This window comes from Kluyvera sp. 142486, from assembly GCF_046569695.1.
Lineage (GTDB): Bacteria > Pseudomonadota > Gammaproteobacteria > Enterobacterales > Enterobacteriaceae > Kluyvera.
Window position 1 is genome coordinate 75352 of the sequence record NZ_JBKHUI010000013.1, and the last position, 13588, is coordinate 88939.

The 13588-nt window shown below is 57.2% G+C and carries 11 protein-coding genes; 4 read left to right on the forward strand and 7 right to left on the reverse strand.

The window, feature by feature from the left end:
- Window positions 1-131 precede the first annotated feature (131 nt).
- Window positions 132-1016 carry a LysR family transcriptional regulator gene (locus ACLGE8_RS15220; RefSeq protein ID WP_410999664.1) on the reverse strand — a complete coding sequence of 295 codons (885 nt, stop codon included), beginning with the start codon at window positions 1014-1016 and terminating at the stop codon, window positions 132-134.
- Between the two features lie 101 nt (window positions 1017-1117).
- On the opposite strand from ACLGE8_RS15220, the gene ACLGE8_RS15225 reads away from it, so the two are divergent.
- Window positions 1118-1528, forward strand: coding sequence for a CidA/LrgA family protein (locus ACLGE8_RS15225; RefSeq protein WP_185668468.1), 411 nt, complete (start codon window positions 1118-1120; stop codon window positions 1526-1528).
- Window positions 1521-2210, forward strand: a complete 690-nt coding sequence (locus ACLGE8_RS15230) for an LrgB family protein (RefSeq protein WP_333497075.1) — start codon at window positions 1521-1523, stop codon at window positions 2208-2210. Before ACLGE8_RS15225 ends, ACLGE8_RS15230 begins: the two co-directional genes overlap by 8 nt.
- Before the next feature lie 84 nt (window positions 2211-2294).
- On the opposite strand, the gene ACLGE8_RS15235 is transcribed toward ACLGE8_RS15230, so the two are convergent.
- Window positions 2295-3578, reverse strand: a complete 1284-nt coding sequence (locus ACLGE8_RS15235; RefSeq protein ID WP_410999778.1) for an ABC transporter substrate-binding protein — start codon at window positions 3576-3578, stop codon at window positions 2295-2297.
- Window positions 3579-3686: 108 nt separating this feature from the next.
- The gene (locus ACLGE8_RS15240) at window positions 3687-4982 is read right to left on the reverse strand and encodes a Gfo/Idh/MocA family protein (protein ID WP_410999666.1); all 1296 of its coding nucleotides are present in this window, start codon (window positions 4980-4982) and stop codon (window positions 3687-3689) included.
- 47 nt (window positions 4983-5029) lie between these two features.
- Between ACLGE8_RS15240 and ACLGE8_RS15245 the strand changes: the two genes are divergently transcribed.
- The gene (locus ACLGE8_RS15245) at window positions 5030-6595 is read left to right on the forward strand and encodes a hypothetical protein (RefSeq protein WP_410999668.1); all 1566 of its coding nucleotides are present in this window, start codon (window positions 5030-5032) and stop codon (window positions 6593-6595) included.
- Between the two features lie 207 nt (window positions 6596-6802).
- Here the strand turns inward: ACLGE8_RS15245 and actP are convergent, their stop codons facing one another.
- The 3 genes from actP to acs all read right to left on the reverse strand — a co-directional run bounded on the left by actP (window position 6803) and on the right by acs (window position 10864).
- A complete protein-coding gene (gene actP, locus ACLGE8_RS15250) occupies window positions 6803-8452 on the reverse strand; it encodes a cation/acetate symporter ActP (RefSeq protein WP_410999670.1) in 1650 nt (549 codons plus the stop codon).
- A complete protein-coding gene (locus ACLGE8_RS15255; RefSeq protein WP_106928512.1) occupies window positions 8449-8763 on the reverse strand; it encodes a DUF485 domain-containing protein in 315 nt (104 codons plus the stop codon). The genes actP and ACLGE8_RS15255 overlap by 4 nt, the downstream gene beginning before the upstream one ends.
- Window positions 8764-8905: 142 nt before the next feature.
- Window positions 8906-10864: an acetate--CoA ligase gene (gene acs / locus ACLGE8_RS15260; RefSeq protein ID WP_410999672.1), complete on the reverse strand. Its 1959-nt coding sequence runs from the start codon at window positions 10862-10864 to the stop codon at window positions 8906-8908.
- A gap of 414 nt (window positions 10865-11278) precedes the next feature.
- Between acs and gltP the strand changes: the two genes are divergently transcribed.
- The gene (gltP, locus tag ACLGE8_RS15265) at window positions 11279-12592 is read left to right on the forward strand and encodes a glutamate/aspartate:proton symporter GltP (protein ID WP_333497071.1); all 1314 of its coding nucleotides are present in this window, start codon (window positions 11279-11281) and stop codon (window positions 12590-12592) included.
- A 234-nt stretch (window positions 12593-12826) separates the two neighbouring features.
- Here the strand turns inward: gltP and ACLGE8_RS15270 are convergent, their stop codons facing one another.
- Complete coding sequence (locus ACLGE8_RS15270) at window positions 12827-13516, reverse strand: tetratricopeptide repeat protein (protein ID WP_410999674.1); 690 nt, start codon at window positions 13514-13516, stop codon at window positions 12827-12829.
- Window positions 13517-13588: the final 72 nt, after the last annotated feature.

A 13588-nucleotide genomic window follows, 5' to 3' on the forward strand; every position in this document is an offset into this window, starting at 1 on the left:
CCATCGCCGGATGGCGGCTTCGCCTTATCCGGCCTACGGACCTGTAGGCCTGATAAGCGTAGCGCCATCAGGCACTCACGTCGCGTAGCCCGGGCGAGGCGTTTACGCCGACCCCGGGGATGGCACCGTGTCTACTCCGGCACCTTAAACCCCTCGCAGCACTTCAGCCACGCCTGGGCGCTGTGAGATAAATATACCCCTTCCCGCCAAATCATCCCTAACTGCCAGCGCAGATCGCTCTCCAGCGGTAGCCAGCGCAGGGTTTTCTCATCAAGCCTGCGGCAAATCGGCTCCGGCAAAATCGCCACGCCAACGCCTGCCTGCACCATCGCGGCAAGGAAATCCCACTGCCCGCTGCGCACCGCAATACGCGGCTTCACCTCGTGGCGCGTAAACAGCTGCATCAGCTGGCGGCTAAGGGCAAAGTCTTCGTTGTAGATAAGCAGCGGATGGGCGGCTAGCTGCTGCGGCGAAACTGAGGTTTGCTCCAGCCAGTCGCCGGAACGCGGCACCAGTACGCAAAGGGGCTGGCTAAAAAGGGGAAGGGTGGTGAGCGCGATATCCTCTTCCACCGGCAGCGCCGTTATTGCCAGATCCAACTCGCCGTTCATTACCGCCTGCTGCACGGTCAGGCCGCCGCCCTCGGAGATTTTCAGCTCCACGCCGGGGTAGCGCTGGCGGAAAAGGCTAATCGGCCCGGCCATCAGCATGCCGACCATCGGCGGAATGCCGAGACGCAGCACGCCTTTGTTGAGATGGTTAATGTCGCTAAGCTCGGCCTCCAGCTGGCGAAATTCGTCGAGAATAGCCAGCCCACGGTCGAATACCACCTGCCCGGTATCGGTCATCAGCAGCTTGCGGCCATCGCGAATCAGTAAGGTGCAATTCAGCTCATCTTCCAGGTTTTTGAGCATTTTGCTGATGGTGGGTTGCGTCACGAAGAGCTTCTCCGCCGCGCGGGTAAAGCTCTGCTGACGCACGACTTCGACAAAGTAACGCAGCGTTCTGATGTCCATAATTATGCCTCTAAACTATGCTACCAATGAGTTTAATTCATTTTTGTCATCATCGTTGCCCCACTATACTGTGCCCCTCTCTTTTTTCTGGACATCCCTCCATGGCTGAGGCCTTAGGGCGCGTTGTGCCCTCCGTTTTAAACCGTCTCCAGGTTCCGGTGCAGGTTGTGCTGTACGCGGGTCTGTTTGTTTTTGCTGACTATCTGGTGAACCGATGGCATCTGCCGCTGCCCGCGAACCTGGTCGGCATGGTGCTGCTGCTGGCGCTGATCGTCTGCCATATTGTGCCGCTGAAATGGGTGCGCGCCGGGTCGCGCTGGCTGCTGGCGGAAATGCTGCTGTTCTTTGTCCCGGCGGTGGTAGCGGTGGTGAACTATGCCCAACTGCTGATGGTCGACGGCTGGCGGATATTTGTGGTGATTGCCCTAAGCACGATGATGGTGCTGGCGGCGACCGCGTGGGTAGTCGATAAGGTCTATCGTTACGAACTAAAGCGGATGCGCCATGAGTAACTTTCAGCTGAGCGTGCTGTGCCTGGCGATTACGCTGGTGCTCTACTTTGCCAACAAGCGCCTGTACCGCCGCTTTCGCAAGCTGCCGCTGATGCCGCTGGTACTCACTCCGGTGTTACTGGTGCTGATGCTGGTGTTCGGCCATATCTCCTATCAGAACTACATGGGCGAAGCGCACTGGCTGCTGTGGCTGCTCGGCCCGGCGACCATCGCGTTTGCGGTGCCGGTGTACGACAACCTGGCGATCATCAAGCGCCACTGGATGTCGCTGTCGGCGGGGGTGATCACGGCGACGGTGGTGGCGGTGACCAGCTCTGTCTGGCTGGCGCGGCTGTTTACGCTGCCGGATGAAATCCAGCGCAGCCTGGCGGTGCGTTCCATCACCACGCCGTTTGCCCTCGCGGCGGCAAAGTCACTCGGCGGCCAGCCTGAGCTGGTGGCGCTGTTTGTGGTGGTGACCGGCGTGTTCGGTATGGCGATTGGCGACGTGCTGTTCCTGCGCTTATCCATTCGTGAAGGGATGGCAAAAGGCGCGGGCTTCGGCGCGGCATCGCACGGTGCCGGGACGGCGCGCTCCTATGAGCTGGGGCCGCAGGAAGGCGTAGTGGCGAGCCTGGTGATGATGCTGTCCGGCGTGGTGATGGTGCTGGTGGCGCCGTTAGTGGGCTGGATTATGTTCTGATGCTGCTGCCGGGTGGCGCTGCGCTTACCCGGCCTACAGGGGCGCAATCCCGTAGGCCCGATAAGCGACCGCCATCAGGAAAAACTAGCGATTTAACCGCCGTACAATGCGCTCCACCTGCTGGCGGAAATCGGCGACCACTTCCGCGGTTGTCTGCTTACCGAGGTCGAGCTTCTCGCGGGCCGAGGTAAACTGATCGATAACCTGCAAATCCTCAATATACGGCGTGGCGACAGCGGTGGTGTGCAGCGACTGCGCCTGGCGCAACCCGGCAATGACCGGGTCGTTCGGGTCAATCACCCCTTTTTCGGTGAGCAGCGTTTCCGCCGCCTTATTCAACGGAATACCGCGTTCCAGCCCTAATGCCTCCACCGACTGCGGGTCGCTGACCAGGAAGTTCAGCAGAATAGCCGCCTCTTTCGGATGCTTTGTCGACTTCGCTATCGAGAACATCTGTGACGTTTTAAAGTAAACGCCAGACTCGTCCGTTCCCGGCTGCATCACGTAGTCGCCGAGCACCAGCTTCGCCGGTGGCGTCATGTTGTTGGCAAACATCCGGATGGTAATGTTCCAGGTAAACAGGCCGCCCCATTCGCCGTTAATCCGCGGCTTCATCTCATACAGATTGCCCTTGCCGTAGGCAGAGAGCGTTTTCGGTGACGGCAGCACGTGGTCATCGCTCAGCCGCTTCACAAAGTTGAACGCTTCAATCCACTGCGCGTCGTTCCAGGCAAATTTACCGTCGCTGTTGAACATCGGCGTCTGGTGTTGCTGCATCATGTAGGCGTTGAGCAGCAGAATCACGTCCTGATCGACCATGGTGTACGGATAGTAGTTGTTGCCCAGTTTTTGCTGGAACACCTTGCCGGCGGCAAAGAATTCGTCCCAGGTTTTAGGATAGGCCAGCCCGGCTTTCTGCCAGGTCACATCGTTGTAGTAAAAGACCGGCGCGTTGACCGAGATAGGCAGGCCGTTGAGCTTGCCTTTGACGGTGGTGGACTGCAAATCTTTGGCCTGATACTGGCTAAAATCGAGCTCGCCCTTGAGTTTATTGAGGTCGTAATAACCTTCGCCATTTTTGGAGAAGATGATAAGCCACGGCCAGTTGGTCTGCATCACGTCCGGCTCGGTGCCGCTGGCCATCTGGGTGGTCAGGCGCGAAAGGTGCCCGTCCCAGCCGGTGTATTCGGCCTTCACTTTGATATCAGGATACTTTTTCTCGAAGGCTTCCAGCGCTTTCAGCGTCGCCTGGTGACGGCTGTTGCCGCCCCACCACGACATGCGTAATTCAACGGGCTGCTGCGCCCAGGCAGAGGTACAGGAAAATAACAGCGATGCGATGACACCTGAAACGAGTTTATTCATTATTTGTCTCCAGGATAGAGGCATTAATAGCGTTATTAAACAGGTGAGTAACAGCAAAATACTGACCAGTCGCTCCGGCGCAGCCTCCTGCCGCGCCGGAAGATGTGCGGCTTAACGTTTTGTCAGACGGGAAACCAGTTCAAACTCCTTAAAGTTCACCGGGCGCTGCTGCTGCATCGAGATATTGCCCGCAATGCCGGTGAGGATAGACATCGCCCCCGCGCGGTGGTCGGCGGCGCGCTGCAGCGGGTCGTTGCCCGGTTCGCCGAACAGGTCCGCCAGCATGGCGTTATCGCCGCCGCCGTGGCCGCCTTCGCCGAGGTTAAATTCCGCTTTCCACGGTTCGGCAAACATCGGGAAAACGGTGATATCACACTGCTCCAGGCTACCTTCGTTTTCGCGTTTGCCGCCGGCGTTAACGTAGGATTTCTCGACGATTTTCATCTCCAGACGGCCTTCGGTGCCGTTAAACACCACGTTCAGCCCTTCCCACGGCAGATAGGCGTTCAGCGAGTAGGTGAGCTGCACCTGGTTTTGGTATTTCACCAGCACCGACATGGTGTCTTCGATGGTGATGCCGTCGCTGAACACGCTCTGGTCGCGGAAGTAGTTATCTTCATGCTCGGCGTCCAGATACAGCGCTTTCAGCTGTTCGTTGTCGGCCATGTTTAACGCGAACGGATCGTCTTTGGCTTCGGCATAGCCATGGGTGCGCGGGTAGAACTGGCTGACGCCGCGCTTCTCGGCGTTCTCTTTGCCGTAGAACTGCAGGCTGCCTTCGGCGTACACGCGCTCCGGATAGCTTGCCAGCCAGAAGTTCATCAGGTCGAAGTGGTGGGTCGATTTATGTACCAGCAGGCCGCCGCTGTTGCGTTTTTCGCGGTGCCAGCGGCGAAAGTAGTCTGCGCCGTGTTCGGTGTTGAGCAGCCACTCAAAGTGAACCGAGGTGACGTTGCCAATCACGCCCTGCATCAGCAGTTCACGCACTTTGCTGTGGTGCGGCGCATAGCGATAGTTGAAGGCCACGCGCACGGTGTGCCCGGTCTCTTCGATAGCATCCAGAATACGCAGCGCGCGCTTCTCGTCGATGGTCATCGGCTTTTCGGTGATCACATCGCAGCCCGCGTGCAGCGCCCGCACGATATAGTCGTCGTGGGTGCGGTCCATGGTGGTGACGATGACGATGTCCGGGCGGGTTTCGCGGATCATCTCTTCAAACTGCGCCGCTTTCCAGGTAGATACCGGCTCGGCTCCCTCTTTTTGCAGCAGCGTATTGGCGTAGTGCATTCGCGTCTGGTTGGTGTCGCAAAAGGCGACCATTTTGGCGTTATTACGCCAGGTTCCACCAATAGCGGAAATATATAAACCTGCACGACCCCCGGTCCCGACCAACGCATATTTTTTCATGACATCCTCGATTAATATATCAACACCAAAATCCGCAAGGCGACGCAATGAAACGTATTCCGCATCAGTTGATGGAGCTGAACAGCACTTTTATCTGGCACTGGCCCTGGTTTATTCAGGGTGTTAAAAGCGCGAAACAGCACGGTTTCACCGGCATCATCCTGCACCAACAGGAACTGCTCTCTATTCTTGCGACGCCCTCGCCGTTGAGTCAGAAACTCCACGTCGAGAACTTAATTCATCAGCAACATTACGCGTTGCAGTATTTAAAACGCGTTGACCGCTATCTGGCGGAAAATAACCTGTCGTTCTGGTTACAGGGGGAAGCGGCGCCTAATGACGATATTATTAAGCGCAAATTTCCCGAACTGACCTTCGACGAAAAAAGCGCGCCGGATTTCTGGCAGCAGTTTTATGCCGCGATACTGCATTCGCTATTACCGTCGTTGCCGCACCTCAGCGGCATGATTCTGAGCCTGACCACCCCGGACTTTCAGACCGCCCGCTGGCAGCAGAGCCTGCACGATGTCTGGAGCCTGCTGCGCGCCCAGGGGAAAAAGCTGGTGCTGCGCGACTTTATCGATGACAGCTGGCCGCGCCAGCAGCTTTCCAACATTCTTGCCCGGCTCTCGGACGACGTTCGCGCCTCTATCAAAGCTACCGAGCTGGACTATCACCCCGGTTTTGCCAACCACCCGCATATCGCCACGCTGCCGGGGCATAAAAAGTGGATCGAGTACGATCTTTTCGGCACCGGCTACGGCTGGACCGCGCTACCGTGCTATCTGGCCGATGAAATCAGCGGCCGCCTGAGCTGGGCGCTGAGCGCCGCCGAAAACGAAATTGAGGCCATTACCTCTCGCGTAAGCTGGCAGTGGCTGCCCGATAGCCGGGTAACGGACTCCGCCAACGCCATTAATCTCTTTGGGCTGTCCGCCGCCAATCAGGTCGACGATGCCGTGCCGTCGGCCTTTGAACGCTGGGCCGAGCATCAGCAGCTGGGCTTTCGCTCGACGCAGGATAAACATCAGCTCTCTGCCATCGTCCACGCCAGCTACGACTGGCTGTGTAAAACGCCGAACTTCCTCGGGCGACGGCTGCACTACCAAAGCCAGATCCCGGAGAGTCTCTCTCAGGCGCAGCAGCTGCTGCACATGGACACCCGCAGCGCCAACTGGATGCACGCCTGGCAGCCCTTAATGCCGACCGACGACCCGACGCTTGGCAAAGAGCAGCGCGAGCGGGTGACGCTGGAAAAAGAGGCCGCCTGCTTCCTCGCGACCCGTACGGTGCAAAATCTGCGGGAGCTGATGCCGCGGATTACCTGCCCGGACGACACGCTGGAGGTGCTGCTGGCCGCCTGGCGCAGCGCGGAAATCTACAGCCAGATGTTTTCTCGCGTCTCGGCGGCGGTGACCGATGCCCTGTGGCTTGACCACTACGGCCCGCAAAGCCTGCCTGCCGACACGCTGCAAAAGCATCAACAGCAGTTGCTTCGCTACGCCGATACGCTGGAACGCTGGCTGGTGAATCCGCCCGCCAGCGGCCCGCTGTTCCTGCCGCTGCTGTTAAGCCCGGAGCGCTTAACTCGCTTTGCCAGAAGCCTTGAGTAAAGAATAAAAAGCGCGGCGCGGGTTGTCTGTAAACGTCGTAGAGGTAAAACCGAGGATTGGCGTGAAAACGGGAAAAGTGTGATGGCCTTTGCGAATCGCAGATAAAGCTTGTGATGCGCATCGGCTTTTTTCGTTTTGGCGACGTGATAAACGTCACCTGAAGGGGGAAAAAATGTGATCCCCGACCAGGCGGCCGGGGAGGGGATTTTAGTGTGCGCGGCCCTGGTCGATGCCCAGACCGGTTTGCGAACGGATGAACTGCGCGCGGAACTGCTCGCGTTCACGATTACCTTCAGCAGAGTTATCGGTGGCAGAGAAGAACCAGATACCGATAAAGGCGATGGCAATAGAGAACAGCGCCGGGTACTCATACGGGAAGATAGCCTTCTCGTGTCCGAGGATCGTCACCCAAATGGTTGGGCCGAGGATCATCAGCACCACCGCCGTCAGCAGGCCCAGCCAGCCGCCAATCATGGCGCCACGGGTGGTCAGCTTCGACCAGTACATGGAGAGCAGGATTATTGGGAAGTTGCAGCTTGCCGCGATGGAGAACGCCAGACCCACCATGAACGCAATGTTCTGATTCTCGAACAGAATGCCCAGCAGAATCGCCACCACACCCAGCACCAGCACGGTGATTTTCGACACCTTCAGCTCTTCACGTTCGGTCGCGCCTTTCTTAAAGACGTTGGCGTACAGGTCGTGAGAGACCGCGGAAGCCCCGGCCAGCGTCAGACCGGCGACTACCGCCAGAATGGTGGCGAAGGCGACCGCAGAGATAAAGCCCAGGAACAGGTTGCCGCCCACGGCATCGGCCAGGTGAACCGCCGCCATGTTGTTGCCGCCAATCAGCGCGCCCGCCGCGTCTTTAAACGCCGGGTTCGCCCCGACCAGCATGATCGCGCCAAAGCCGATGATAAAGGTCAGGATGTAGAAGTAGCCCATAAAGCCGGTAGCGTAGAATACGCTCTTACGCGCTTCGCTGGCGTCGCTTACGGTGAAGAAACGCATCAGGATGTGCGGCAGACCCGCAGTACCAAACATCAGGCCGAGACCTAACGACAGCGCCGATATCGGATCTTTCACCAGCCCGCCTGGGCTCATGATAGCCGCGCCTTTCGGGTGTACCGCCATCGCTTCGGTGAACAGGTTGTTGAAGCTAAAGCCGACGTGTTTCATCACCATAAAGGCCATGAAGCTGGCGCCGAACAGCAGCAGTACCGCTTTGATTATCTGTACCCACGTGGTGGCGAGCATGCCGCCGAACAGCACGTACATCACCATCAGCACGCCAACCAGCACCACGGCGACGTGGTAGTTGAGGCCGAACAGCAGTTCGATAAGCTTACCGGCACCGACCATCTGAGCGATCAGGTACAGCGCCACCACCACCAGGGAGCCGCAGGCAGAGAGCATGCGGATTGGCCCTTGCTTAAGTCGATACGAGGCGACGTCGGCAAAGGTGTAGCGGCCGAGGTTACGCAGGCGTTCAGCAATCAGGAACAGAATGATTGGCCAGCCGACGAGGAAGCCGAGCGAGTAGATCAGCCCGTCGTAGCCGGAGGTGTACACCAGCGCGGAGATACCGAGGAACGAGGCCGCTGACATAAAGTCACCGGCGATCGCCAGCCCGTTCTGGAAACCGGTGATGTTACCGCCCGCGGTGTAGTAATCGCTGCGCGAACGTACGCGTTTCGAGGCCCAGTAGGTGATGTACAGCGTCAGCATGACGAAAATCAGGAACATGACAATCGCCTGCCAGTTGGTTGGCTGGCGCTCAACGTGCCCGCTAATCGCATCGGCCGCGTTGGCTGCGAAAGGAAGTGTGGCGGCCAGCGCCGTCAGGACTTTCTTCATGATGCTTTTACCTCACGCAGTACGGCCTTGTTCAGGCGATCGAATTCATTGTTGGCCCGCCAGACGTAGACGCCGGTCAACAAGAAGGAAATGACGATAATGCCGATCCCAATAGGGATGCCGCGCGTGACGCTGGTGCCTGGATGCAGCGGCGTGCCAAGCCAGCCAGGGGCAAAAGCGATGAGTAAAATAAAGCCGACGTACACCACTAACATAATCAGCGATAAGAAGGTGGCAAACCGTTGCCGTTTTTCGACGAGCTCCCTGAAATGCGCACTATCTTCTATCTGCTGACAAATTTGATCATTCATCACAGAATCTCCAGAGGTACAGGTAGGGGTTGTTGTTATAGGTAGAGCTGTCTATTGCCGGATGGCGACTGGCGCCTTATCCGGCCTACGGTTGACTCCCGTAGTAGGCCCGGTAAGCGAAGCGCCACCGGGCAAAATAGTCTTATGACGGCATCGTGATGGCCTGCTTCTCTTCCAGCAGTTTGTCCACCACGCCCGGATCGGCGAGCGTAGAGGTATCGCCCAGGTTGCTGGTGTCGCCAGCGGCGATCTTGCGCAGAATGCGGCGCATGATCTTGCCTGAACGGGTTTTCGGCAGCGAGTCGGTCCAGTGCAGCACGTCCGGGGTTGCCAATGGGCCAATCTCTTTACGGACCCAGTTGCGCACCTCGGTATACAGCGCTGGGGTCGGCTCTTCGCCGTGGTTCAGCGTGACGTAGGCGTAAATCGCCTGGCCTTTAATGTTGTGCGGAATACCAACGACGGCCGCTTCGGCAATTTTCGGATGCGATACCAGCGCCGATTCGATCTCTGCGGTACCCAGACGGTGGCCGGAGACGTTCAGCACGTCATCGACGCGGCCGGTGATCCAGTAGTAGCCATCTTCATCACGACGCGCGCCGTCGCCGCTGAAGTACATATTTTTGAAGGTGGAGAAGTAGGTCTGCTCAAAGCGATCATGGTCGCCGAACAGGGTACGCGCCTGGCCTGGCCAGGAGTCGGTGATCACCAGGTTGCCCTCGGTTGCCCCTTCCTGCGGATGGCCTTCGTTATCGACCAGCGCGGGCTGCACGCCGAAGAATGGACGGCTGGCGGAACCGGCTTTCAGTTCGATAGCGCCCGGCAGCGGGGTGATCATAAAGCCGCCGGTTTCGGTCTGCCACCAGGTGTCCATCACCGGGCACTTCTCGTTGCCGATCTGCTTCCAGTACCACTCCCAGGCTTCCGGGTTAATCGGCTCGCCGACGGAACCGAGAATGCGCAGGGAAGAGCGGTCGGTGCCCGCGGTGGCTTTATCGCCTTCCGCCATCAGCGCACGAATCGCCGTCGGCGCGGTATAGAGAATGTTGACCTTATGCTTATCCACCACCTGGCACATACGCGCCGGGGTCGGCCAGTTTGGCACGCCTTCGAACATCAGCGTCGTCGCGCCGCAGGCCAGCGGGCCGTACAGCAGATAGCTATGACCGGTAACCCAGCCTACGTCAGCGGTACACCAGTAGATGTCGCCCTGATGGTAGTCGAAGACATATTTAAAGGTGGTCGCGGCGTACACCAGGTAACCGCCGGTAGTGTGCAGCACGCCTTTCGGCTTGCCGGTGGAACCGGAGGTATAAAGGATAAACAGCGGGTCTTCCGCGTTCATCTCGGCTGGCTGGTGCTGATCGCTGGCTTTTTCCATCAGGTCGTGCCACCACAGGTCACGGCCTTCATGCCAGTCGATATTGCCGCCGGTGCGCTTGAGCACCACCACGTTTTCGATGGTTTTGACGTTCGGGTTTTTCAGCGCGTCGTCGACGTTTTTCTTCAGCGGGACGTTACGCCCGGCGCGAACGCCTTCGTCAGAGGTGATCACCAGACGAGAGTTGGAGTCGATGATACGACCCGCGACCGCTTCCGGTGAGAAGCCGCCAAAGATAACAGAATGAATAGCGCCGATGCGGGCGCAGGCCAGCATCGCCACCGCCGCTTCCGGCACCATCGGCATATAAATAGCCACTACGTCGCCCTTTTTCACACCCAATGACAGCAGGGTGTTGGCAAAACGGCAGACGTCGCGGTGCAGTTCGCGGTAGGTAATGTGTTTGCTTTGGGAGGCATCGTCGCCTTCCCAGATGATGGCGGTCTGGTCGCCACGGGTCTCCAGATGACGGTCCAGGCAGTTTGCTGCCAGGTTCAGGGTGCCGTCTTCGTACCATTTGATGGAGACGTTGCCAGGGGTAAAGGAGGTGTTTTTGACTTTGGTGTAAGGCTGCATCCAGTCGAGGATTTTTCCCTCTTCACCCCAGAATGTATCCGGGTCGGTGACTGACTGGTGATATTTGGTCTGGTATTGCTCCGGGTTTATCAGGCAGCGTTCTGCAATATTTGCAGGAATAGAGTGTTTGTGAATTTGGCTCATGCTTTTTTTCTCCTTGTAAGATGTTAATAATATGTCTCATAAAAGTTAATAACAGAGGGAGAAGACGCTTTGTTTACTATTTGCGCGGCAGATCACGCAATACTGGAATTGTTCAAATAACGTTCATTTGATTCTTTGAACAAAAATAATTACGGGAAGGGATTTATAGAAAAATATGATATTTTTCTTTTTTTATAACAAAAACTTATAATTAATTGCTGGTGGAAATCAGTGGTAATAGGGCTTTTTGTAGCGAAAAGCCCTGTTCTGAAAGGCTTGCACGAGATACCGTGCAGATGGTACTGATACTGCGCGTTAAAAACCTCTAAAAGTAAACGCAACACAAATCACCCCCTTTCAAATGGATACCATTCCGGTTTGGCATGGTATTTTTCATTGAGGAAGTCTGCAGTTATGAAAAAAGCTCGAATCAGCCTAGCCTGGCAAATTCTTATTGCCCTGGTGCTGGGTATTATTCTCGGTAGTTACCTGCATTATCATAGTGATAGCCGCGACTGGCTGGTTATGAATCTGTTATCACCTGCTGGCGATATATTCATCCACCTGATTAAAATGATTGTGGTGCCGATCGTTATTTCTACGCTGATCGTGGGAATAGCCGGCGTCGGCGATGCAAAGCAGTTAGGACGAATTGGTGCAAAAACCATCATCTATTTCGAAGTGATCACCACGGTAGCGATTATTATCGGTATTACCATGGCGAATGTCTTCCAGCCTGGGTCAGGGATCGACATGTCACAGCTGGCGACGGTGGACATTTCGAAATACCAAAGCACTACCGCTGAAGTGCAAAGCCACGCGCATGGCCTGATGGGCACTATCCTGTCTTTGGTACCGACCAATATCATCGCCTCGATGGCGAAAGGCGACATGCTGCCGATTATCTTCTTCTCGGTGCTGTTTGGCCTGGGGCTCTCCTCGCTGCCTGCCACCCACCGCGAACCGCTGGTCACGGTGTTCCGCTCCATCTCGGAAACCATGTTCAAAGTCACCCACATGGTGATGCGCTACGCGCCGGTTGGCGTATTCGCGCTGATCGCCGTGACGGTGGCGAACTTCGGTTTCGCCTCGCTGTGGCCGCTGGCGAAGCTGGTGCTGCTGGTGCACTTCGCTATCCTGTTCTTCGCGCTGGTGGTGCTCGGCATCGTGGCGCGTATCTGCGGGCTGAGCATCTGGATCCTGATTCGTATCCTGAAAGACGAGCTGATTCTGGCGTACTCTACCGCCAGCTCCGAAAGCGTACTGCCACGTATTATTGAGAAGATGGAGGCCTACGGCGCACCGGCTTCTATTACCAGCTTCGTGGTGCCGACCGGTTACTCGTTTAACCTCGATGGCTCGACGCTGTACCAGAGCATCGCGGCTATCTTTATCGCGCAGCTGTACGGTATCGACCTCTCTATCTGGCAGGAGATCGTGCTGGTGCTGACGCTGATGGTGACCTCAAAAGGGATCGCGGGCGTGCCGGGCGTCTCCTTCGTGGTACTGCTGGCGACGTTGGGCAGCGTTGGTATTCCGCTGGAAGGTCTGGCGTTTATTGCCGGCGTTGACCGTATCCTCGACATGGCGCGTACCGCGCTGAACGTAGTGGGTAATGCGCTGGCGGTGCTGGTTATCGCCAAGTGGGAACACAAGTTTGACCGTAAGAAAGCGCTGGCGTATGAGCGCGAGGTGTTGGGCAGGTTTGATAAAACCGCCGATCAATAAATAGAACAATAATGCCGGGCAAGCCCGGCATTATTGTTTTTGGAGGGTGGCGCAGATCCCGGCGGCGCTTCGCTTGGCCGGGCTACGCCTTGTAGGCCTGATAAGCGTAGCGCCATCAGGCAATTCGGCGCAGGTTGCCGGACGGCGGCGTTGCCTTATCCGGCCTACATCACTGACATACCCCTCACCCTAACCCTCTCCCCAAGGGGTGAGGGGACTGGCTGGTGCGGGCTGTTACTCCGCACTCACCTTATCAAACTCTTCGCACCCGGTATCAAACCCTTCCGTGCAGCTCAGGTTCAACCACTGTAAGGCTTTCTGTTTGTTCTGCGGGATAAACCCTTTCTCGCCGCTCAGGAACATCATTCCAGCCCAGTACTCGGCGTAGCCGGTGCGGGAAAGCGCAGAGCTGTTTTTGAAGTAGTCCGTTGCCTTCTCGTCATCTTCCTTCACGCCCACGCCGTTGGCGTAAATCAGCCCGAGCAGCATTTGCGCATCCACCGCGAAATCGCTCTCGGCGTTCATCGACGCCTGCTGGAGCAGGGTAATGGCCCGCGGGTAGTCGGTCTGGCCCGCCTGGCTGTTGATAAGAATACGCGCGAGGATTACTTCACCGGCCCGGCTGCCTGCCTTGACGGCTTTCTCCGCCAGCGCTTTGGCTTCGGTATAGTCGAGGCTTACCGGGTTAGTGATTTTAATCTGCGCCAGCAGCGCGCAGGCATCGGCATCGCCGCTGTCGGCGGATTTTTGCGCCCAGAATTCGGCTTTACTCAGGTCACCGGAGCTAAACCAGGTATCGGCCAGATAATATTGCGCCCGTGCGTCTCCCGCTTCGGCAGCTTCCAGGTATTGACTGCCCGGCTCGTCGGCGTACGCTGACAGCGCCGTCAGGCATAACCATAGCATTGCAAAAAGTCGTGTCATCTTATTGTGTAGGTAGTCGAGGAAGGGGGCAGTATAAAGAGATTGGCAGGATAAAAAAACGCCCCCGAATGG

What these genes read in the sequence shown, in the direction of transcription:
- ACLGE8_RS15220 (WP_410999664.1), bottom strand. Translation starts at nt 1,016, where the DNA reads ATGGACATCAGAACGCTGCGTTACTTTGTCGAAGTCGTGCGTCAGCAG.
- ACLGE8_RS15225 (WP_185668468.1), top strand. Translation starts at nt 1,118, where the DNA reads ATGGCTGAGGCCTTAGGGCGCGTTGTGCCCTCCGTTTTAAACCGTCTC.
- ACLGE8_RS15230 (WP_333497075.1), top strand. Translation starts at nt 1,521, where the DNA reads ATGAGTAACTTTCAGCTGAGCGTGCTGTGCCTGGCGATTACGCTGGTG.
- ACLGE8_RS15240 (WP_410999666.1), bottom strand. Translation starts at nt 4,982, where the DNA reads ATGAAAAAATATGCGTTGGTCGGGACCGGGGGTCGTGCAGGTTTATAT.
- ACLGE8_RS15245 (WP_410999668.1), top strand. Translation starts at nt 5,030, where the DNA reads ATGAAACGTATTCCGCATCAGTTGATGGAGCTGAACAGCACTTTTATC.
- actP (WP_410999670.1), bottom strand. Translation starts at nt 8,452, where the DNA reads ATGAAGAAAGTCCTGACGGCGCTGGCCGCCACACTTCCTTTCGCAGCC.
- ACLGE8_RS15255 (WP_106928512.1), bottom strand. Translation starts at nt 8,763, where the DNA reads ATGAATGATCAAATTTGTCAGCAGATAGAAGATAGTGCGCATTTCAGG.
- acs (WP_410999672.1), bottom strand. Translation starts at nt 10,864, where the DNA reads ATGAGCCAAATTCACAAACACTCTATTCCTGCAAATATTGCAGAACGC.
- gltP (WP_333497071.1), top strand. Translation starts at nt 11,279, where the DNA reads ATGAAAAAAGCTCGAATCAGCCTAGCCTGGCAAATTCTTATTGCCCTG.
- ACLGE8_RS15270 (WP_410999674.1), bottom strand. Translation starts at nt 13,516, where the DNA reads ATGACACGACTTTTTGCAATGCTATGGTTATGCCTGACGGCGCTGTCA.